15 protein-coding genes are annotated in these 21,400 nt (G+C 45.4%); 5 read left to right on the plus strand and 10 right to left on the minus strand.

Annotated features, from left to right (window positions below; genetic code table 11):
- Positions 1–846: 846 nt before the first annotated feature.
- Positions 847–1,176 carry a hypothetical protein gene (locus tag ACFSR5_RS01745; protein ID WP_380900074.1) on the minus strand — a complete coding sequence of 110 codons (330 nt, stop codon included), beginning with the start codon at positions 1,174–1,176 and terminating at the stop codon, positions 847–849.
- Positions 1,177–1,563: 387 nt separating this feature from the next.
- On the opposite strand from ACFSR5_RS01745, the gene ACFSR5_RS01750 reads away from it, so the two are divergent.
- Positions 1,564–2,457 (plus strand): DUF6528 family protein, encoded by an 894-nt coding sequence (locus ACFSR5_RS01750; RefSeq protein ID WP_380900076.1) that lies wholly within the window; start codon positions 1,564–1,566, stop codon positions 2,455–2,457.
- Between the two features lie 291 nt (positions 2,458–2,748).
- On the opposite strand, the gene ACFSR5_RS01755 is transcribed toward ACFSR5_RS01750, so the two are convergent.
- From ACFSR5_RS01755 to ACFSR5_RS01770, 4 genes are all read right to left on the minus strand, one after another.
- Complete coding sequence (locus ACFSR5_RS01755) at positions 2,749–3,120, minus strand: diacylglycerol kinase family protein (protein WP_380900078.1); 372 nt, start codon at positions 3,118–3,120, stop codon at positions 2,749–2,751.
- Positions 3,121–3,126: 6 nt separating this feature from the next.
- A complete protein-coding gene (locus ACFSR5_RS01760) occupies positions 3,127–3,549 on the minus strand; it encodes a (deoxy)nucleoside triphosphate pyrophosphohydrolase (RefSeq protein ID WP_380900080.1) in 423 nt (140 codons plus the stop codon).
- Between the two features lie 77 nt (positions 3,550–3,626).
- On the minus strand, positions 3,627–6,287 hold the full coding sequence (locus tag ACFSR5_RS01765; RefSeq protein ID WP_380900082.1) for a family 78 glycoside hydrolase catalytic domain: 2,661 nt from the start codon (positions 6,285–6,287) through the stop codon (positions 3,627–3,629).
- 195 nt (positions 6,288–6,482) lie between these two features.
- On the minus strand, positions 6,483–8,219 hold the full coding sequence (locus ACFSR5_RS01770; RefSeq protein WP_380900084.1) for a class I mannose-6-phosphate isomerase: 1,737 nt from the start codon (positions 8,217–8,219) through the stop codon (positions 6,483–6,485).
- 232 nt (positions 8,220–8,451) lie between these two features.
- On the opposite strand from ACFSR5_RS01770, the gene ACFSR5_RS01775 reads away from it, so the two are divergent.
- Entirely contained in the window at positions 8,452–11,607 is a 3,156-nt protein-coding gene (locus ACFSR5_RS01775) for a GH92 family glycosyl hydrolase (protein ID WP_380900086.1), read from the plus strand.
- Between the two features lie 67 nt (positions 11,608–11,674).
- Here the strand turns inward: ACFSR5_RS01775 and ACFSR5_RS01780 are convergent, their stop codons facing one another.
- Both ACFSR5_RS01780 and ACFSR5_RS01785 read right to left on the minus strand, forming a co-directional pair.
- Positions 11,675–12,982: a hypothetical protein gene (locus tag ACFSR5_RS01780; RefSeq protein ID WP_380900088.1), complete on the minus strand. Its 1,308-nt coding sequence runs from the start codon at positions 12,980–12,982 to the stop codon at positions 11,675–11,677.
- 47 nt (positions 12,983–13,029) lie between these two features.
- A complete protein-coding gene (locus ACFSR5_RS01785; protein ID WP_380900090.1) occupies positions 13,030–14,373 on the minus strand; it encodes a sugar porter family MFS transporter in 1,344 nt (447 codons plus the stop codon).
- 106 nt (positions 14,374–14,479) lie between these two features.
- On the opposite strand from ACFSR5_RS01785, the gene ACFSR5_RS01790 reads away from it, so the two are divergent.
- Positions 14,480–15,214: a GntR family transcriptional regulator gene (locus tag ACFSR5_RS01790; protein ID WP_380900092.1), complete on the plus strand. Its 735-nt coding sequence runs from the start codon at positions 14,480–14,482 to the stop codon at positions 15,212–15,214.
- A gap of 30 nt (positions 15,215–15,244) precedes the next feature.
- Here ACFSR5_RS01790 and ACFSR5_RS01795 read toward each other — a convergent pair whose 3' ends face one another.
- Entirely contained in the window at positions 15,245–16,591 is a 1,347-nt protein-coding gene (locus ACFSR5_RS01795; RefSeq protein WP_380900094.1) for a hypothetical protein, read from the minus strand.
- Between the two features lie 202 nt (positions 16,592–16,793).
- Here ACFSR5_RS01795 and ACFSR5_RS01800 point away from each other — a divergent pair, with 202 nt between their 5' ends.
- Complete coding sequence (locus ACFSR5_RS01800; RefSeq protein ID WP_380900096.1) at positions 16,794–19,136, plus strand: GH92 family glycosyl hydrolase; 2,343 nt, start codon at positions 16,794–16,796, stop codon at positions 19,134–19,136.
- Between the two features lie 334 nt (positions 19,137–19,470).
- Here the strand turns inward: ACFSR5_RS01800 and ACFSR5_RS01805 are convergent, their stop codons facing one another.
- The gene (locus ACFSR5_RS01805; protein ID WP_380900098.1) at positions 19,471–19,659 is read right to left on the minus strand and encodes a hypothetical protein; all 189 of its coding nucleotides are present in this window, start codon (positions 19,657–19,659) and stop codon (positions 19,471–19,473) included.
- 51 nt (positions 19,660–19,710) lie between these two features.
- Between ACFSR5_RS01805 and ACFSR5_RS01810 the strand changes: the two genes are divergently transcribed.
- Positions 19,711–20,955, plus strand: a complete 1,245-nt coding sequence (locus tag ACFSR5_RS01810) for a hypothetical protein (RefSeq protein ID WP_380900100.1) — start codon at positions 19,711–19,713, stop codon at positions 20,953–20,955.
- A gap of 89 nt (positions 20,956–21,044) precedes the next feature.
- On the opposite strand, the gene ACFSR5_RS01815 is transcribed toward ACFSR5_RS01810, so the two are convergent.
- Positions 21,045–21,329, minus strand: a complete 285-nt coding sequence (locus tag ACFSR5_RS01815) for a hypothetical protein (protein WP_380900102.1) — start codon at positions 21,327–21,329, stop codon at positions 21,045–21,047.
- Positions 21,330–21,400 lie beyond the last annotated feature (71 nt).

Raw genomic sequence — 21,400 nt, forward strand, 5'->3', positions numbered from 1 at the left:
AAGCTATGAAAATAGAGTGATCCAAAAACAATAATTCCCTGTATGGGACAGGGAATTATACCACCTATTAAATAATAGAACACAAATAATTGTGTAAATCGAAATGTAATGCATTTAAAGTTACATATATAAATTCAATTCACCAAGAATTGAATAAGTAATAATTTTGTTATCATTTGATGCTCGCCGTCGGTGCTTGAGGTGAATCTAGGAGGGGTATTGTTTCTAATGGTAATGGCGGTTCAACCAATACCTTCTGCTTTCGGAACGTTCATTTTTAGTCTTCCAACGATTTTCAGTATACATCTGGCGCTTTTCATTTGGAATTCTATGGGAAAAAGTCCAGATATCTTGGACTCCCATTCCGAAGCAGGCTTAATTGGATCCGGTCGCCTGTCGGCAACGCCTTATATCGGATGCGATCGGGAACGTTTATTTGCATCTGCATTTGTCTCCATCCGAACTCTCAGCAGGCCGTTTCCGGTTGTTCCCAGCGTTAACTTATGGCGCTTTTTTTTGATCCGGTCTTACAAACGGCTTAACACATCCCTCAATGGTCAAAAAAGGATAGAACAACGGCACACTGCATGGAGATAAAAAGTAGGACGCCCATGCCGGTGGAATCAATGATACATGTTGTGTCGAGTGCAATCAATGGGAGGCTTCTAGCAGGATGCGCTCGGCATTTGCAGCATTATGTTGACGACAAACGGCACCATGTTTGAATGGTTGCACATTGCTTCGCCGGCATTGCGCACATGTATTGTCGCACAACATGACTGCAATATGAATATGTATAAGCGGTTTATAGACCAACGTTATTGTATTGCCGAGCAATGTGACCTGTTATTCCCCAACATAAGCTGTTCGCGCACGAATCATAGGCGCGGAGCGGACAAACGTGAGCTGTTTGTCGCACTGCATGCAGGTTATGTCAACAAACGTATGTGCAATGCTTACGAAGCAATGTGCGACACCTTCCAGCATACGCTGCTCATGATAAACAGCATGCTGCAAATGAAGGTTTGTTTTTATAAGTCCTTGTAAAATAGCTTTTAATAAAATTTTAATTGAGATATTCCAACCGTGCTTGGAGTTATGGTACAGATACTTGCACTTAAGAATATCTCCCAGGCGTTCAGGCGTCAGTAAAAGATCGAAATTTACTTTTGGCATGCAGCAAGGGGTATCCGTAGAAAAGATGTAAATGCGTATCGTTGCCAATCGCTCAAGTTTCGGTTCGATCCTTCTTTTTCATTTTCGCTTTCTCGTAGAAAACCCAGAAAAAGGCGAAAGGGTTTAGAACTTTCTAAACCCTTTCATACTCCGTTGTCTTGACTTCCTTTTTTTCCGTTTCTGTGTTTCTTTTTTCGAATGAGCCCTTTGCTCATTCTTTTCGGAAACCACAACGAAGCATTTATCGTGAAGATGTTTGTCACTTCAACATAACATCTAAAAATTACTTCATTTATTAATAAAACGTTTCTGTATTCAAGATATTGTATAGCACTACATTTTTTTTAATTTTATTTATTGATACAGTAATCAATAAGATCTACAACCATGAAAAGATGCGCTCTATATATTGCCCTCATTTTGATCAACGGCCTCTTATATGCACAAACACGTGAAAAACTAGACAAAGGATGGTTAGTAGCATGTGGAGACGATCAGGTCATAGTCATCGATCCCGAACGTGGGAACGATTCATCCACCATTGTATGGAAATGGAAAGTCGAGGAGTCTGTCGCAGAACTTCCAGCTATGTATAGGCGATTATTGGTTCCGCTCGACGAATGTAAACCTATTCGAGACAATACGCAACTTCTGCTAACTTCCTCAGGGGGTGCTACATGTGTTTTGGATATTGCAACGAAAAAGATCATTTTTTACGCCCAAACGCCGATGGCTCATTCTGCGGAACTTCTTCCTTTTAATTTATTGGCCGTAGCGAATTCGACACACCCCAAAGGAAACAGTGTGGAATTGTATGATCTTTCGAAGTCGGAGAAACGCGTCGATAGCGATAGCTTATATTCGGGACACGGTGTGGTTTGGCATGCCGGTTTAGAACGCCTTTTTGTGTTGGGTTATCAGGATTTACGAACATATCGGTTGTCTATTTCAAGTGCAGATACCGTGCTGGTACAGGAAGACGTAGTCACTATTCCCGATGAAGGAGGGCACGATTTGTCAAGGGTAAATTCCAAGCAACTCCTAGTCACTACACACCACGGCGTTTTTCTATACAATATACATCAGCGGGCTTTCTTGCCGTTTAAGCCATTACACGGTATGCAGCATATTAAGTCTGTTCACTATGATCCGTCGTCTGCTCGTATCGTCTTTACGAAGGCGGAAGAGAGCTGGTGGACACACACAATCTATCAACGGACTCCGAACCACTCCATACATATTCCTTCGATAAAATTGTATAAAGTGCGTCCGGTGCTGTAAAAAAAACTCCTGATGTTCACCGCATCAGGAGTTTTATTAAACTAACCAATTAAACCTAAAAATATGTCTCTATAGTGCAATACAAATGCCAATATGAAATTGTCACGGTAATATTACGCTAAAGAATCGACGGATCAGACCCGTACAAAAAACTCGTAAAGCGGGGAGCTTTACGAGTTTACTAACTAACCAATTATTAACCTAAATTATGAATTACTAGATTTTTTCAAATTAGATGCCAATTTATGCTTGCGCATGTTTTTTAACAAATTTTAACACACAGGGGTAGGGTTATAGAAGCATCAATTTTGGTAAAAATATCGTGATACCAATACAAACGGCAACGATGGACGATACTAATACGGCAGCTGCACTTATGTCTTTTATTTTTTTTATACGTAGATCCCGTTCGGTGGTGAGATAGTCTGCGATATGTTCGACCACCGTATTCCACATCTCCGAAATAAGCACCAATGCTATCGCGAAAATTATGGCAATCCAATCGTACATGGACATAGGCAGTACTAATCCCAGTGCAATGACAAGCAGGCTCGCGAATAGGTGAATTTTCGCATTGTGTTCTTTGGAAAAGGTTTTAAGTCCGTCTAACGCATACTGAAAGCTTTTCAGGCGACCGGTGAGGGAGAAATGTGATTCTTTCATCGTTTTTTAAGTATATCGTTGTTTACCACAGGATGAAGGCGACAGCGGTTGTTTGAGCAAATATTCCTGAACAATAGGTATATCGGCTGCAGCCCAGTCGTATTGGAATAGTTCGTCTGGCGATACCCATTTTGCCTGACTATGTTCGACCAATTGCAATTGACCGGCTTTCCATGTGCAAATAAAAGGATGCAACCGAATAGAAAAATCCGGATAGGTATATACGGTTGGTGTTAACGGTTCTCTTATGTATATACCTAAGCCCAGTTCCTCTTTTATTTCCCGAATTAGACACATTTCATTGCTCTCGTTTGATTCGACTTTTCCGCCCGGAAATTCCCATTTGCCGGGAAGTTTCATATGTGCCGACCGCTGGCAGATCAATATGCAGGCATTATGTTCGATGATTGCGCAGGTAACCTCTGTCATGATCGTCTAAAAATAGACATTCCCATCGGAATTAGAAATGTTAAACAAGATAATGTGTACATGAACATGAACCAAAACTACTTGCTGGATATTTTCGCTTTTAGCTGATGAGATCCAGAACCTACTGAAATTTCTTTTACCGTCTGTTCCACATTCTCCGGCAAGTGAATGGTTGCAGTCGTATTGGGTGGAACGCGCACCGATAAAGAAAATTGCCCGCCTTCGACTCGCCAGGAGGAGGACACCTCTCCATAAGGCGTTTCCAATGTAGATGCGGTAGATGTAATTCCCGGTCCTGGTTTCGGAGCGATCCTTATCTTTTTATACGAGGCCTCCGCCGCCTGGATTCCAGCCATGTGTTTGTACATCCAGTCGCCAATCGCACCGTAGGCGTAATGGTTGTAAGAGTTCATGCTTGGAGTCTGGAAGGAACCATCGGGTTTGGTGCCATCCCAGCGCTCCCAAATAGTGGTCGCACCCATTTTTACGGGATACAGCCATGACGGATAGGTTTCTTGCAGTAGTAGGTCATAGGCGACGTCTGTATACCCGAATCGGGTTAATACATGACAGAGATAAGGCGTCCCCAGAAAACCAGTAGTTAAATGGTTCCCGTAAGTGCGTATATTGTCGACGAGCCGCTCTGCAGCTTGTTGCCTAAGATTTTCCGGAAGCATATCAAACTGTAATGCCAGCACATAAGCAGTCTGTGTGGAAGAAACCAATCGTCCCGTCGCTGTCATATATTCATGCTGGAAAGCGTTTTTAATATCGTGTAATAGACGGGTGTATTGTTGTTCGTCGGCCGTATATCCTAGTACACGCGCAGCTTGAATCAATAATTGCGTTGAATGTGCATAAAAACATTGTGCAATAAGGTACTTGTCTGTCACAGCGGCTCGTCCGTCGTTGTCGTCATCGGGACGATAAAATAACCAATCACCAAAATGGAACCCTGTATTCCACAGGTTTTTCGGTGATTTTGATTTGATGAAGTCTACCCACGCTTTCATGCTGGGGTATTGATCGCGGAGAATGCCCGTGTCACCGTAGCTCCAATACATACCCCACGGGATAATGGTTGCTACATCCGCCCATCCAGCGGAACCGGCATCCTTCGGCCCTAGGACGTTGGGGACGACAAACGGAATGCTCCCATCGGGCAATTGATCCGCTTTCACATCCTGCATCCATTTCGTGAAAAAAGCGCGGACATCCATGTTAAATGCGGCGGTGTTAAAAAAAGCTTGCGCATCTCCCGTCCAGCCCAAACGTTCGTCCCGTTGCGGACAGTCCGTAGGAACGTCAAGAAAGTTTCCTTTCTGTCCCCAGGTAATATTGTGTTGTAACTGGTTCAGTAGAGGGTGCGATGTTTCGAAAGTACCTGTTTTTTGCATATCAGAATAAAGAGCAACTGCTGTTATATCCGCAAGGTTGGGCTCGGTCGAATATCCTTCGAGTCTAATAAAACGGAAGCCCTGAAAGCTGAAATGCGGTGCAAACACCTGATCTTTGGCGCCGTTCAAGATGTAGGTATTCTGTTGTTTAGCCGATCGGAGGTTCGTTGTGTAAAAATTTCCAGCTTTATCCAAAACCTCAGCATGGCTTATCGTGATTTTTGTTCCGGATGGACCATTGGCCCGGATTTCCACCCAACCCACCAAGTTTTGGCCAAAATCAACCACCAGCTCTCCTTTTGGCGTGCGTTTTATTTCTTTGGCTGGGAATCGTTCTTGTTTCTTTACGCCCGGACTTTGGGTGCCGACAAGATTGGTGTAACCGTAATCTACAACGTTAACCGGTTTCCAATCACGATCTTCGGCGTAAGTCGGAAATAACCAGTTTTCCTTTTCTTTACGGGCGTCGTAAATCTCCCCGTCATAAATATCCGACGCGAGGATAGGACCGTATGCGGTTGACCATGTACCGTCCGTGCCAAGGACTTGTTGGCTTCCGTCGGTATAGGTGATATGGACTTGCGCCAAAAGTGCCCGGGTGTCTCCGTAGAAGGCGCGTTGGTTCGTAAAGCCGATACGTCCTTTGTACCAACCGTCACCCAAAATAGCCGCCAATGTATTGTTTCCCCGCTGCAAGTGTTCCGTCACATCAACGGATTGATATTGCATGCGTTTATGATAGCTTGTCCAACCTGGAGTCAGGAAATCGTCCCCGATACGTTGTCCATTGATGAAAAATTCATAGAGACCGCGTGCGGATATGTAAGCTGTTGCGTGCTTAACCTCTTTATTGATTCCATATGTTTTCCGAAACATAGGGCTAGCAGCGATCGTATCAGGAGTTGGCACTGTAACCCATTTCGCTTGCCATCCTTCCGCTTTAATACCAGTCTGCCAAAACTGTGGAGAACTCCATGCGGAGGTGTTGTGGTGGTTGTCGGTAACACGAACCTGCCAGTAATACCGAGTATTGGGTTTCAATGCAGGACCGGCGTAAGGAATTAAGATAGATTGATCGCTTTCCGTGCGTATTTTCCATAAAATACACTTATTGGCCTGTAGCTGCTCTTTATCTTCTCCGACACGGATCTCGTAGGACGTTTGCACGGTATTTGCGATTTCTGTATCCAGTTTCCAGCTTAAACGAGGCTTTGCCGTTTCGACGGTCATGGGATTTTGTTGATGCTCGACTTGCAGGTCTTTGACACGCAAAGCTTGGCCAAACGCCGACGAGCTCCATACCGAAAAAAAAAGAAGTAATTTGTACACGATATTATACATAGCTTATAATTGTTAGTAACTAGCGAAGGTTTAAGCGACAGATTTCTCTAGTCTACCAAATATAACTGTATTTTCTGAATGAGCAGAATTAAATCGTGTCGATCCAAATCTAAACCCAAGTTATAGGCGGGAGCAAAAAACGAGCGAAATCCGACGTGTTCATTCCAGATCTCGCACTTTAGGCCAGAAACTGCTTTAAAAGCGAATGTATGCTTTTAATGTCATGCACGTCTTGCCGATCGATTTGCCCCACGGCCGAATGCTGTATTGGTCGATCTGTGCAGGGACAATAAAGGTCTCCGCATAATGCACGACAAACGGCTCAAAAGCTTGGGTGTCGCTTTCGACGACAACTTCTTCTCCTTCCACGAGATTCAGGACGTGTACGCTACCATTCCCGCGATGGGTAACCTTGGTAGAGAAAGTGTGGCGTCGGGTTTCAATAAACTCATTGGGATGTAGTCCTGTGCGTTCTTCTTTCCAACCGTCGCCTTCGTCGATCGTGCTAATCACATTGAATAGCTGGTTTTTCGTATAGGTAGTATCTCTGTTCCAATCTATTACCTGTAGACCGCGTTCAACATTGATCGGTCTGGGCTTTCCGTCAAGTCCAACACGCCCCCAATCCCACATTTTAAACGTGAAATGATTGGGTGTAGCGCTAATTTCCAATACAACTCCTTCTGGACCGGAACAATGCACGGTACCGGCCGGGATCAAAAAGTGATCATGTTTTTTTGCCGGCCATTTGTTTGCATACTTTTCCGTGTCAAACACCAATTCTCCGCAGGCTGCCCGGCGTAAATCCGAGGCCATTGCATCACGGTTTACCCTATTTTTTAAACCGAGATAAACCGTAGCATTTTTCTTCGCTTCCATCATGTAATAACTCTCATCTTGTGTGTATGACATGCCGAAGTGGTCTTTAATGAAAGTGGTTGTCGGATGTACCTGGAAACTAAGATAGCCGCCACCCATGGTGTCTAAGAAATCAAATCGGATAGGAAATTCTTGTCCAAATCTGGATTCGACAGGCTCTCCAAGCAATTCTCTGCTTCGAAGAAAGACCAGGTTGATCGATGGTAACTCAAAGCGTTCGCCGTCGATATCAAATAAAAGACTATTTTCCTCGGGAACGCAATCAAAGCACCAACCATAATTGCGTTCGTCCTTATCGAGATGGAACATTTCTTTCATCCACTGTCCCCCCCACGGGGCAGGGGCGAAGTAAGGGACCACGCGGAAAGGTTTATTTACGGTACGCTCAATCCCTTCAAAGAACGTGGCTTTGTCGATCAGTTTAGGTTGGGTAGGGACATGTGTATCCAGCCAATAGGAGACGCGGTCAAATAGTGTTTTTTTGTGCGCGTCACAGACTGGCCAATCGTTAAAATAAGCCCGTTTGTGTTGGTTGGAGAACCCTGTGTCCCGAATATCGATGCCCAATGCGCTTACCGCATTGTTTTTCATACGCTGTTGATGTTCCCACCTGGCGAGATCGGCATAGATAATGGGCGCAAACGGTGGTGCGACAAGTGATGCTCCCGGTCCAATTATAACTGCGGTTCGGTCTGGCGTGTCCCTCAACAGCTGCTCGATTTCCGCTACCTTTTTTTCATCCAAATAGTCGGATAACGTTAACGAACTCCGGTACCCGAAAATTGGATCATCGGTCACGAACCGCTGCGTCATCGTTTCCACGTCGGAAGTTGTTTTAAATAGATCTGGCGTCTGCAGAAGCAGGTCTGGAGCTAACTGGCGAAGTGCCTCTACAATTTCTGACAGGTGTATTCCCACGTATGTTTCCACAGCTAGGACGGGACCATGGCTGCGGATCAGCCGTTCGAATTCAGGAAGGATGTTGTCCCATCCGAGTCGGATGTAACCGGACAATGTTGTCGCTGGAAATTTATCGTAATTGGATACGCTCATGATCAATTTTAGAATATATGTATATACAATACAAACATAGGTTTAAATTTCTATATGCGAAAAGAAAAGTTCATAATGTCTTGTTGTTTTATGCGTTTTAATACTATTGGACGTTTTTTCTTTTTTATAGCATAAAATAAATTATACATTTGTTTGATGTTTTTTTTGTAAATGTATGGACATTTGTTTTGAAAAATACTAACCGAAATAGATTGATAGATTAAAGGACTGCATGATGAGTAGAGCGACTTATACCAAATTTTTCTTGTTCTTCGGGACTTACTTTATAGCATTGGCGTCAATTTTCGCGCAAACGCGTGTTATTTGGAAAATCGGTGAACCCGATAAGGGTATCAAGGAATTTGCATTAGCCCCAGCAAGCTACCGAGATTTTCTCAAAGAAGATTTCGGCTGGGAAGATCGTTTTTTTCTGGTAGGATACTCGGAAATAGGACGGGACTGGCCCTATATTTTGCCAGGCCCCGCGGATGCATGGGGCGGGACAAGCAACACGGCTGGATTACGAACACATTTTCTGAACGTGTTATTCCAATTGGACAACGTCAACCACAACGACCAATTTTATTTGATTATTGATGCACTTGATCGAGATTTGCAATCTCCTCCATTTCTGAAAATCTCCATCAATGGGATGCTGACAAAGATTTTGCTGCCTAAGGGGAGTGGCGGTGGCGCGTTAGAAGGCGACTTTAGTAAGTCGGTAAATCACACGATTCGAATTCCTATTGATTTAGGAACATTAAAAAATGGCTCAAATTCTATTCGTTTAACAGTACTCGAAGGATCTTGGTTAATCTTCGATGATATGCGATTGGAAAGTAGTACGGGGCAGGCTGTGCTTCGACCGGTTAATTCGGAGGTATATCTTCGACAGGTAGAGGCCGCTTCCTACGAAATCGCGGGGCGTGATGCGCCCGTTCAACCACTTTTGATCGATGCGGAGCGGCTTTCAGGTTCGCCAATGCTTCAGGTTACGCTAGATGGGCAGAACATTTTGCAACAGCAATTAGAGCAGGGCCGGTACATCTTGGAAGCGCCTATGCCGAGTGTTTCGGAGGAAACGAAGAGCACGTATGTGGTTCGGGCAGACGGAAAAATCCTACAAGAGGGAGAAATTATCCGAAGTCCGCAGCAAAAACGTACATCGGCAGATTATGTGGATACGCGACTGGGTGCTGCACACTCGCGATGGATGATTGCTCCTGGTCCATGGATGCCTTTTAGCATGGTGAAATTAAGTCCCGATAATCAAAATGCAGGATGGCAGGCGGGTTATGAGCCGTCCTTCGAGAGTGTAGGCACCTTTAGTCATGTGCACGAGTGGACCATGGGTGGTTTAGGTATTATGCCCGTCAACGGACTACTGCGGACAGATATCGGAGACCAGTCGGAGCTTGTGCATAAAAATGGTTATCGTTCGCTAATCGATAAGCGGACGGAGGTGGCCTCATTAGGCTATTATCGTGCGGATCTAACGGACTACGGCATACAGGCCGAGCTGACTGCGACCACACGCTGTGGCTTTCAGCGGTATACCTATCCAACGGACAAAGATGCGCGGATCATGATCGACTTGAAAATCCCTACGGAGTACGATTACGATATTCTGTCGGCAGAGATCCGGAAGGTAGGAAAACGTCGTATTGAAGGCTATAGCAAACAACGTTCGAAAGGTGTATGGTCTACTGATGCTGATCAGGAGTATACCCTGTTTTTTGTGATCGACTTCGACAGGGATATAAAAAAAATGGGTGGTTGGATCGATGAACAACAAATCGTGAAGTCGATCGTGTCAGCGACCGATCCTTCAAAATTTGGTGCTTTTGTGGAATTTTCGACCAGTAAGGAAAATGTCGTTCAAGTTCGGTCTGCCATATCCTACGTGGACATGGAAGGGGCAAGGAAAAATCTGTTAGAAGAGGTGGCACGTCCTTTCGGTTGGGATTTTTCTGCGGTAGTCAAAGCTAATGTACGCACATGGAATGACCTGTTCGGACGGGTCGCCATTAAAACGAACGATGCACGGGAAAAAACACGCTTTTATACAAATATGTATCGCGCTTTTTGCCGCAACACGTTTTCTGATGTCGATGGACGATGGGTGGATGCTGCAGAACGTGTCCAACAATTTACGGACAACGATGGAGTAGCCTTGGGGTGTGATGCCTTTTGGAATACGTTCTGGAATTTAAACCAGTTATGGAACCTCGTCGCACCCGAGTGGTCGTCGCGGTGGGTCAAGTCCCAGCTGGCGATGTACGACGCTCATGGATGGCTCGCTAAGGGGCCCGCCGGAATGGAATATATCCCGGTCATGGTTGGCGAACATGAAATTCCGTTACTGGTGAGTACGTATCAGATGGGGATACGGGACTACGACGTTGAAAAAATGTACCAGGCTGTCCGTAAGATGCAGACGACACTGCCGGAAAAAGTAGGCGATGGCTTTGCAGGTAATCGTGACTTAGCGGTTTATCTAAAGTATGGATTTGTACCAGCGGACAGCGGCAGATTTTCCAATACATTGGAATACGCTTACGACGACTGGACGGTTTCGCAATTGGCAAAGGCGTTGGGCAAGGAATCCGATTACGCATTGTTTGCGGATCGGGGAAACTGGTGGAAGCATGCGATCAATCCCGAGACGGGCTATGCGCATCTGCGCTACAGCAACGGCAATTGGGAACGGGCATTTGACCCGTTTAAAACAGGTGCCAATCATCATTATGTGGAAGGAAACGCGTGGCAACTGACGTATTTCGTGCCGCAAGACATTCCTGCCCTGGCAAACCGCATAGGAGTAGACCAGTTTATCACACGGCTAACGTGGGGATTTGAATCAAGCGAGCCTTGGCGCTATAATGCCCCGGGAGATCAATACTGGGATTTTCCGGTTGTGCAGGGAAACCAACAATCTATGCATTTTTCGTTTTTGTTCAATTGGGTTGGTCAACCGTGGCAAACACAACGCTGGTCCCGATCCATTTTGGATCGATATTATGGTTTCGAGATGGACAACGCTTACTTGGGCGATGAAGATCAGGGACAGATGAGTGCTTGGTTTATAATGGCGGCCATGGGGCTGTTTCAGACAGATGGCGGTTGTACGGTAGATCCCGTTTATGAGATAGGCAGTCCGCTTTATCCCGAAATTAGCATCGATTTGGGGGAGCGATACGGAAGGGGCAAGAAATTTGTCGTCAAAGCAAACAAGGCATCCAAAAAGAACAAATATGTGCAATCCGCACGGCTCAACGGGCGTCCACTGCGTTCGTTTAAATTTCCTGCCAAAGAACTGCTAAAGGGCGGCGTGCTCGAATTGGAAATGGGGGAGCAACCGAACTTGCTATGGGGCATGGAACGCTAGGGATCCGAATATGGATTTTCCAAAACGAAAGGGAGCCGAACAATGTTCTTGCTCCCTTTGTTAGCTCTTATGGCGTTGCGGTTAATGTGTCCTGAAACATACGTATGCTTTTCCAAAGTACGCCTGCTGCACCACGGAAACTACTGGAGCCGGCTGGCTGACCGTCAATAGTCCACCATTCGTAAAAACCTTGGTGCCGGACGACAAGGTCAACCATCGGTTGGATGGATTCGTAAGCTTCTGCATACATGCCATGCTGAATAAGTTGCTGTACCATCCTCGCACCAAACCACGTCCAATCCCCACCATTTTGATAGCTATATTCGCTGAGGCCTTTGTTTTGAAATGTACCATTTGGATAGGGGGGGTAGACGGTTAATCCAATAGATGGTGCTCCTGCCTTTCGAACATTTTCCTGCATATCACGGTAAGCCTGCCTGATTTCATCCCGTGTTAGGAATCCCGCTTCTATAGCCGTAAATGTGCCGCCGTGGTAATAAATCTCGTCTTCGTCAAACGTATTCGGGAAAGGAGATCCCTTATCCAAATAAATATGCGGCTTGTATTTCTTTCTGTGGGCATCCCAGAGGTGTTTTCTGGTATTGGCTGTAATCTGTTTTTTTATTGTTGTCCAATACGCAACTCGTTTGGTGTTTTTCGTAAGTTCAAGGTAATTATTAATGGCGATAACAAACATGGCATTATCATAAATGTCAATGGCCGGGTGTGACGAACTGTCGAGTTCTACACCCCAAGCGTGCTCCGGTTGTACATCGCCCCAATCCACCGTTGTAGCGCCCCAAAGTAAACCATACTCGTTGTTAAAGCGAAAGTCAAGAAGATATTGAAGTGCGTCGTGCATGCGTTCATCGATCGTTTTACCCCCAACATCCTGCTGAAGGAATGTGCGATCGCCCGTGGCTAGGATATACTTGCTGACAGCCTGTACCAGAGATGTTTCTTGATCCGTTTCCACCGTATTTTTGTGCGCCACATAACCTGGAGCTAGCGCGGAACTTCGATAGGCATAGCCGGCTCCTGCCTGAGAGGCGGGGATGTATCCATCGGGAATGTCGCCGTTCGCCTCCTGAAACTTGAAAAATAACAGCAGTGTTTCTCGAATTTTTTCGTGTCCATTGACCTGTGTAGAAAGCTCAATAAAGGAATTTAGATCCCGGATCCAGACCTCGCCATAACCATCTCCGGCCGTGAATCCTGTCCGGACAAGCGTCTCCGCCATCTGCATCACCTGCGCAAACTTGTCGTTTGTGCGGATTTTTACACGAAGCTCCGGGTCAATTTGCGGTTGTGCTTGGGCGAGGGTTAACAAGCCCGCTATGCCGCAGACAATTGCATAGTGTCTTTTTCTCATCATAAAATTAGTTGTATGTAAGTGTGTTTCTTGCTATCTAACATAGCGTGTTAAGAAGGGCGAGGATTGTTCCGCTGTTCAAAATCATCTCTCCAGTATTTTTCCATTTCCTCGAGTTGCTTACCTTTGGTTTCGGGTAGAAGGAAGTACACCGTAATGAAAGCCACTGCGCAGCAGCCTGCAAAAAATCGGAATGTCCAGGAGGCTCCCCATTGATCGAGTAAAATTGGCGTTAGTTGCCCGACGAGGGTGTCTGCGATCCACATGACTAATATGCTGATCATCATTGCGCGCGCGCGTATAGCACTGGGGAAAATTTCAGATGCTACGACAAATTTTAACGGACCGATCGAACAAGCAAAACAGAATAGGAACGCGAGGATCGAGCACATCAGCAATAGGCTATATGCTTGCGGGTTCAGCTCTAGAAACCAGCCTGTAGCCAGTAAACTCACTGTCGCGCCGACGGTACCTACAATGTAAAGGGGGCGTCGCCCCCACGTATCTACTTTCCATATCGCAAAGCAGGTGAATAGTACATTGGCGACACCGAAAAATACCTGCGCCTGTAACGAACTATCCATCGAAAGGCCTGATTCCAAGAGTATGCTGGGGCCAAAATAAACGATGGCATTGATTCCGCTCAATTGTGAAAATAAGGGAAGCAGCAATCCGATCAAAAAGGCCTTACGGTACCTTGGTGCGAATAGGGAAGCATTGTTTTCTACGTTTATTTCAGGCGCTAATACAGGCGATTCTATTTGTAAGTTATGGTAAACAGCTTGAGCGTCGGACATACGCCCCCTACTGATGTACCAACGCGGACTTTCGGGAACGAAAAATAACCCTAAGCAGAGAAGGATTGCGGGAAGACTCCCGATCAAAAACATCATTCTCCAATAGTCGGAAAGGAACGGCAAGTTGAATGTTAAGATGGATGCATTGCTCAAATAGGCAGCAAGGATACCGATGGTGATTGCTAGCTGATAAATGGTTACGGTTCGGCCGCGATACCTGCTTGGGGATATTTCTGCAATATAGAGGGGGACAACGATCGAGGCGATACCTACACCAATCCCACCTATCCATCGGCTACTTAAAAGAAGAGGAAAGGAAAAACTATATGCACATCCGATAGCAGATATAAGAAACAAGATAGCAGCAACGATCAGTGTCGGTCTGCGACCAAAGCGATCGCTTGCAGACCCGGCAAACAACACACCGACAATGCAACCGACCAACGCTGAGGATACAAATACACCTTCTTGAGTAGGGCTTAACGCGAACGAATGCTTTATCAACGGAATAGCACCGGAAATGACAGCCATGTCAAAACCGAAAAGAAAACCACCCAAGGAAACCGTGGTGATAATGAGTTTAAAAAGTGAATTCATAAAGTTTATAGAACGGGTAGCTTTTATGTATGTACATATATACAAACATAGCCGGTTTTTTCTAATTATCCAAAAACTTAGTATTTTAGTCAAGAAAATAAATAAAATGAATCTTCAAATCGATCATAAAAGTCCGATCCCTTTACACGTGCAAGCGGAAATGTTGTTACGAGAAATGATAAAGGATCCCGCATATATCAATGGAAAGCTGTTGCCGAACGAAGTAGAACTCGCGAAACGGCTGGCGATTTCCAGGACCACATTGAGGCTGGCTATCAATAAGTTGGTATTCGAAGAATTACTAGTGCGTAAAAAGGGAATCGGAACCAAGGTGGTCACGGCAAAGTTTAGCTCTAAATCAAAAAATTGGTTAAGCTTTTCGCAAGAAATGAAAAATCGGGGTATGGAAGTTAAGAATTTCGAACTACACGTCAGTTGGGTAGTTCCAGAAGCTCCGATAGCCAACTTTTTTGGCATCAAAGACGGGCAGAAGGTTCTGAAGATTGAACGATTGCGTGGGAAACCTGATGATCCTTTTGTCTATTTTATTTCCTATTTTCATCCCCGCGTCGGGCTCACGGGAGAGGAAGACTTCAAACGCCCTCTGTATGAGATCTTAGAACAAGATTATCATGTGGTAGCCGATCTGTCGCAAGAAGAAATAGATGCGAAGGCGGCCAATAAATTTATAGCTGATAAGTTGGAAATCACGCCCGGCGACCCTATTTTATCGAGAAAACGTTTCGTATTTGATCGATCGGGACGGCCAATTGAATACAACTTGGGGTTTTACCGTGCAGAGAGCTTTACTTATAGTGTGGAAAGCCGTCGCGACTATTGATCGGACGATGTACCGCGAACATTATCGAGCTTATTGTGTGTCCTGTACCTCTTTTGCCCAATTCGTAAACAGTGTGATCGATTTAGCAAGTACGCCGGCTGACCCCTTGAAGTTACCGGATCCGCTGGGTTTGTTATTCTTGTCATACCATTCGTAAAAGCCTTGGTTCTTGATGACTCGATCCAGCATAGGGCGAACCGCGGTATACGCGTCTTCGACAAAGCCATTCACGATAAGCTGCTGAATCATCCGTCCACCGAACCATGTCCAATCTCCACCGTTTTGGTAGATGTACGGTTCCGCCATAGTTCCATGGAAGAATCCGCCGGGATAAGTCGGGTAAAGCGTCAACCCGATGCTGGGCATGCCAGATTTTTGGACATTTTCCACCATCTGTTGATATACGTGAGTGATTTCTTGTGGGGTAAGGATGCCCGCTTCAATCGCCACAGCCGTTCCACCATGATAATGTATCGTATTTTCGTCGAATTTTTTTGGAAGCGGCGACCCATTGGGATAGATATGGGGAATAAATTTCAGCCGATTTGCATCCCAAAGGTGCTGGCGGATATGTGCGGCTGTTTTTTGTTTCCATCGTTGCCATGCGTCTTTCCCCGGATGGCGTGGAGCAAAAGCGATGAGATGTTCTAAAGCGATGACCAGCATAGCATTATCGTATACATCGATTGCTTGATGTGACAATGTATTCCAGTCGCAGCCGAAATCGTCATGAGGCTGTACGTCGCCCCAATCGGCCGTCATAGCTCCCCATAAAAGTTCGTAATCTGCATGATGACGTTCCCTATGCAAATAATCCAACATGCGCTCGATCCGCGTCATGACCGTTTGACCAGCAATGGATTCTGTCAGAATTGACGTATCTCCGCTGATTTGGATGTACTTGCCGAGCAACTGTATCAGTGAGGTCTCTTGATCCGTCTCGACCGTATTTTTGAACCCAACATGGTTCGGTGCAGCGTCGCTATAGTAAGGCGTGTCATCGTGCCAAGTAAAGTCCTTCTTCAATACATAGCCATCCACCATCTCGCCATTGTCTTGCTGTAGTTTAAAAAATAATAAGATTGCACCTCGCACTTCCGCAGCAGGGCGCTCCTCAAGCGCGGTCTCTATAAATGTATTTAGATCCCGGGCCCAAATTTGGGAATATCCACTACCGGCATGAAAGCCTTCTTTAATGAGTATCCGGGCCATTTTGTCTACATGCGTTAAGCTGGTATCCTTTAAAATCCGGTCCGCAAGCACTTTTTTCTTGGTCGACTGTGCATCGCAACAAGCGGTCAGTACCAAGAGGAAGACGAAAAGACCGCTCACAATGCGAATAAAAAAAGAATGGCCGCGACGCAAATTGTTGATCATAGTATTGTTTGTATGTACATACAAGTTTACGATTTTTTTTGTGAAACTGCTATCTTTAAAACTTTTGGTGTAATTTGGAAGTGGCTGTTACAGAGAGACTGTTGTCTTTCCTGTTCATTACCTTCCTGTAATCGAGAAGAAATATTTGGTAATTATGTATATACATTGTAAACTTGCAAGACGTTTATAAATCTAATATGTTATGAGGTGCTGCTATTTCGTTTTGCTTACCATGTTTTGTATATCTAGTGCGTTTGCGCAGTCTACGGATTACACCCGTTGGGTGGATCCGAATCTGGGATCTGCGCATAGCCGATATTTCTTTTATACACCGGCTGCGTTGCCCTTTGGCATGGCGAAACTAGCACCGAGTACAAACGGCTCCTATGGGAATGCGTCCGGTTGGGAAGCCGTGGGTTATGATGACCGGCATACCTCGATCGAGGGTTTTGCCAATTTTCATGAATTTCAGATTGGAGGCGTTTTGTTTGCCCCAACCGTTGGTATACTCCAGACCCGCCCAGGAAAGCTCGAGGAACCGGAAAAAGGGTATCGCTCCCGATTTGATAAAAAAGATGAATTTGCAACAGCTGGGTATTATTCTGTCCTGCTTAAGGACTACGCCGTACGGGCTGAGCTGACGGCCACCGAACGTGTGGGATTCCATCGTTACACCTTCCCCAAAACAGATTCGGCTAATATTATTTTTGACATCGGACATACGCTGGGAGAGAGTGGCCCTGTATCGTATGCAGAGGTTCAATTTAAAGACAATGTGATCTCGGGCTACGTGATCACGCGTCCTGCTTACGTGCAGAAATATCAGCCCGACGCGGATATTCGTATGTATTTTTTCGCGAGATTGGATAAAGTGCCAAATCTGGTTGGCGTTTTTAACGATACGGTGCAGTATGCGGGAAGTACGCAGATCTCCGGCGTGGGGTCTGGATTGTTCTTACGGTTTAAGACAGAAGACAATGAAGCGATCACTATTAAAACTGGGTTATCGTACACCTCAGTGGACCATGCTCGTCAAAATTTATTAGCAGAGGCTGCCACCTTAAGTTTCGATGAGGCGAAGCAGCAAGCGGCGGATCGATGGAATAGCTTATTATCGCGAATTAAGGTGGAGGGGGGGAAACAGGCGGATCGCGTGAAGTTTTACACGGGATTATACCACGCCCTTTTGGGAAGAGGGCTGGCGAGTAATGCGGACGGCTCCTATCCAAAGAACGATGGTTCTATCGGACAAATTCCGAACACGGGAGGTCGTCCGATACATCATCACTACAATACAGATGCCATTTGGGGAGCCTTTTGGAACCTGACTCAGCTTTGGGCGATCGCTTATCCGGAGTACTATCGAGAATGGGTGCAGAGTCAACTGGTCGTTTTTAAAGATACGGGTTGGTTGGGCGATGGAATTGCCAACAGCAGATTTGTTTCGGGCGTAGGAACAAATTTTACAGGACTTGCGATTGCTGCAGCGTATAATGTAGGTATACGCGGTTTTCAGAAGGAGAATGCTTACGCGGCGGTACGCAAAAACGAATTGGAAAGTCGAAATCGGATTCCCGGCGCTGGAAAATTGGATGTTGGCGTTTTTGTAGACAAAGGATATGTTCCCTACGTCCCTGATCAAACTGGAAAGCCGGAGCTTTTGACGGAGGGCTCGCCGTTCGGTGCATCGCATACCTTAGAGTATGCGTTTTCTGCCTCGGCAGCAGCACAGTTTGCGAAGACCCTTGGGAAAAATGCCGATTTTCAGATATTCTCGAAACTGGCGGATGGCTGGCAACAGTTGTACGACGAACAGACACAATTTATCCGGCCAAGGGACAGTTCGGGACGCTTCTTGTCGTCGTTCAATCCTTTTCAATCTTGGCGCGGTTTCCAGGAAGGCAATGCATGGCAGTATACCTTCTATGTTCCTCATCAACCAGAAGCACTGGTGCAACGCATGGGGTCGGAGCGTTTCGTCCAGCGATTGGATAGCATATTCCGAATGTCGCAGCAACATGTTTTTGGCGGCGGGACACATATCGATGCATTTGCCGGAATAGAAGGCCTATATAACCACGGTAATCAACCCAACTTGCATATTGCCTGGTTGTTTCATTTCGCGAACAGACCGGATCTGAGCCAAAAGTGGGTGCGGGCTATTTGTGATGAGTTTTATGGAACCGACGGTACGCATGGTTATGGATATGGACAGGATGAAGACCAAGGACAGCTTGGGGCTTGGTACGTGTTGGCAGGCATAGGCTTGTTTGATGTAAAGGGGTTGACCGCTTCCGACCCCAGTTTTCAAGTAGGCACTCCGCTGTTCGACAGGGTAACCATCAACGTGCCGAATTCTCTTCGAAAGCGACCTTTAATTATTGAAACCTCTAATACGGATGCCGGTTACATCTATATTGATCAGGTCGTGTGGAACGGTCAGCCGCAAAAAAAGTTGTCTTTGCCATTCCGTGCCCTAGAAGAAGGAGGCGTTTTAACGATCAAAACAACAGGAAAGGCTAACGCAACATCCGACGGCAATTAATCGCTGTAATTGTTTTCAACAGCTGTTATTAGTCGTAGACAACAGCTGTCGCACCCATAGACATGAAAACACCTGAAGCGGGGAGCAACAGGTGTTTTACTACTAACCAATTATAAACCTAATTATGAATAATTCTTTATCTACAATCTGTATGCCGAAAGATAATTGGCAGTCCTCACAACAAAAACAGTTCTTCCACGCAGGCGATATTTCACAGCGAAACGTCTCACATCCGACCAAAAAATAACTATAGCGTACAGATAATCAATATGTTATTTAGATAGTATCGAAAAACTGAAAGTTCATGCCGTGATTTCGAGGTTTTTTTAGCTTGTCAAATAGGCAGATGGTCTGTCAGGCTGGCTGAGGAATCTGTCGCATACAGTCGTTTACCGAGCTCGTGAAAGGCTATTTTCACCACCCAATATGCATACATCGGGCGATCGGGACAACCATCTTTCGCAAAATCAGCTATTATTATGTTTTTGTTAATCATGGATGCGAACGAAACAAAACAGGTCATATCCTGTTTTCTTTTTAATCAATTCTTATGGTATAAAACGAACTCTTTTGTATGAAAATTAACCAACTTGTAGGCATAGCGATGACCATGGGTCTTCTGTCTTGTCAAAAAATCGATCTGTCAGAATCCAATTCCAGTCAAGAACTTCAAGAACCTGCTTTTGCAACAAGTGCGTTAGCTGACGCCGTGAGCGTTAACAGCTACGTAAACACATCATCGTATGTGCAGACTGGGTTTAGTTTCTTGAATCCAACGCAGGTGAATAAAAACCGGCAAGCCATAGGCGGCAGTTCATATACGCAAGTGTATGGTTTTAATGTGCCTGAGGAAAATCGAGTCCGCGGAATACGCTGGAATACCGACGATGAAACGACCGCTATTTGGCGTCCTCAAGGGATTACCGGTTTCTCTAGAAATGGTGTTCGTTATCTGTTGATTACTTGGTACGCACGAAACGAGGCTGAATATAAGGGGGCGCGGATTACGTTGATTGATATCAGTCCGAGTTCCAGTACCTACCTGACCTATCGGCATATCTTATTGGTGCAACCCACGATTCCCCCGTCCGTTTCCGGGTACACCCAATATGGAAGCTATGCCCCGCTGAAGGTACATGCCGGCGGTGTTGCGTACTTCAATGGAAAATTATACGTCGCAAGCACGTCGTTGGGGCTACGTGTATTTGATTTGGATAAGATTATTGAAGTGAAAACGGGCGAAACGACCAGTACAAAATGCGGAAAAGATGCGCAGGGTAATTCGTACGCGTTCAACTACCGATATATCCTTCCGCAGATTGGATATTATAAAATAAACGGGGCGAATCCATTTTCCACGGTACAGGTGAATGCAGAAGGCACACAGCTATGGACTGGTCAGTATTATGCAGGAAGTGCTGATGCCGCAATAGTGCCGAAGATCTTTGGTTTTCCAATAGATGCTAATGGTACATTGCTGAATACGGGTATCCAAACCGTTGTTCCAAAAAATAGTTTATTCGATGATGATCACGCGCATGGTATACAAGGAGTATTCCGGAAAGGGAACCGTACGTGGCTCTCGTGTACGGGCTCGCCAAGTAATTCGTACGGATCGAATGCCCGCTTGGCTCGCTATACCGACGGAGACAGCAATACAGTGCGCTATAGATGGCCTTACGGAGCAGAGTCATTATATTATGAAAGTCAATACGACTACCTGTGGAGTCTGACAGAGTATGAACCCAACAGTGGAGCAGCTAATGGAAGTCAGGTTAATCGATGTATTTTCGCGGTTGATTTTTCGAAATATGACTAGCAGGATGCGAAAAAATAACCCCGTCGATTTCGACGGGGTTTGAACAACACTATATACTAAACAAACACAGTCTTAATAAATGAGTGATATCAGTCGCATGTCAGATGCCTATCCATCCACTTACTTATGTTTTGTAGCAAGGTCGGTGTTACCTGCTGTACGCGTTCTAAATCTTTAATGAACAATTTATCTTCTATAGGTTCGGCAGCAGATGCCGTAATTTTAACAACACCGGCACGGGGTATCTGAGGTGCGTAATACGTTTTTAATACAACGAAAACAGTATCCGGATTCTCGTCAGGATAAGGCGTATGGAAACGAACGATATCTCCTGCTTCCAAATTGTAATTGTCATAGGTTCTTACTTGCTCCATATGAGTTCAGGTTTTGATTATGGTTTAAAATTACTAAAAATATTAGTATTCACCAAGTGTTTTTTATTTTT

The organism is Sphingobacterium suaedae, assembly GCF_042684625.1.
Classification (GTDB): domain Bacteria; phylum Bacteroidota; class Bacteroidia; order Sphingobacteriales; family Sphingobacteriaceae; genus Sphingobacterium; species Sphingobacterium suaedae.

Bases quoted from the DNA above. Each gene is read 5' to 3' on its own strand.
- ACFSR5_RS01810 (WP_380900100.1), top strand. From the start codon at position 19,711: ATGAAAATTAACCAACTTGTAGGCATAGCGATGACCATGGGTCTTCTG.
- ACFSR5_RS01805 (WP_380900098.1), bottom strand. From the start codon at position 19,659: ATGACCTGTTTTGTTTCGTTCGCATCCATGATTAACAAAAACATAATA.
- ACFSR5_RS01780 (WP_380900088.1), bottom strand. From the start codon at position 12,982: ATGATGAGAAAAAGACACTATGCAATTGTCTGCGGCATAGCGGGCTTG.
- ACFSR5_RS01770 (WP_380900084.1), bottom strand. From the start codon at position 8,219: ATGAGCGTATCCAATTACGATAAATTTCCAGCGACAACATTGTCCGGT.
- ACFSR5_RS01815 (WP_380900102.1), bottom strand. From the start codon at position 21,329: ATGGAGCAAGTAAGAACCTATGACAATTACAATTTGGAAGCAGGAGAT.
- ACFSR5_RS01795 (WP_380900094.1), bottom strand. From the start codon at position 16,591: ATGATCAACAATTTGCGTCGCGGCCATTCTTTTTTTATTCGCATTGTG.
- ACFSR5_RS01800 (WP_380900096.1), top strand. From the start codon at position 16,794: ATGAGGTGCTGCTATTTCGTTTTGCTTACCATGTTTTGTATATCTAGT.
- ACFSR5_RS01745 (WP_380900074.1), bottom strand. From the start codon at position 1,176: ATGCCAAAAGTAAATTTCGATCTTTTACTGACGCCTGAACGCCTGGGA.
- ACFSR5_RS01765 (WP_380900082.1), bottom strand. From the start codon at position 6,287: ATGTATAATATCGTGTACAAATTACTTCTTTTTTTTTCGGTATGGAGC.
- ACFSR5_RS01790 (WP_380900092.1), top strand. From the start codon at position 14,480: ATGAATCTTCAAATCGATCATAAAAGTCCGATCCCTTTACACGTGCAA.
- ACFSR5_RS01785 (WP_380900090.1), bottom strand. From the start codon at position 14,373: ATGAATTCACTTTTTAAACTCATTATCACCACGGTTTCCTTGGGTGGT.
- ACFSR5_RS01775 (WP_380900086.1), top strand. From the start codon at position 8,452: ATGATGAGTAGAGCGACTTATACCAAATTTTTCTTGTTCTTCGGGACT.
- ACFSR5_RS01760 (WP_380900080.1), bottom strand. From the start codon at position 3,549: ATGACAGAGGTTACCTGCGCAATCATCGAACATAATGCCTGCATATTG.
- ACFSR5_RS01755 (WP_380900078.1), bottom strand. From the start codon at position 3,120: ATGAAAGAATCACATTTCTCCCTCACCGGTCGCCTGAAAAGCTTTCAG.
- ACFSR5_RS01750 (WP_380900076.1), top strand. From the start codon at position 1,564: ATGAAAAGATGCGCTCTATATATTGCCCTCATTTTGATCAACGGCCTC.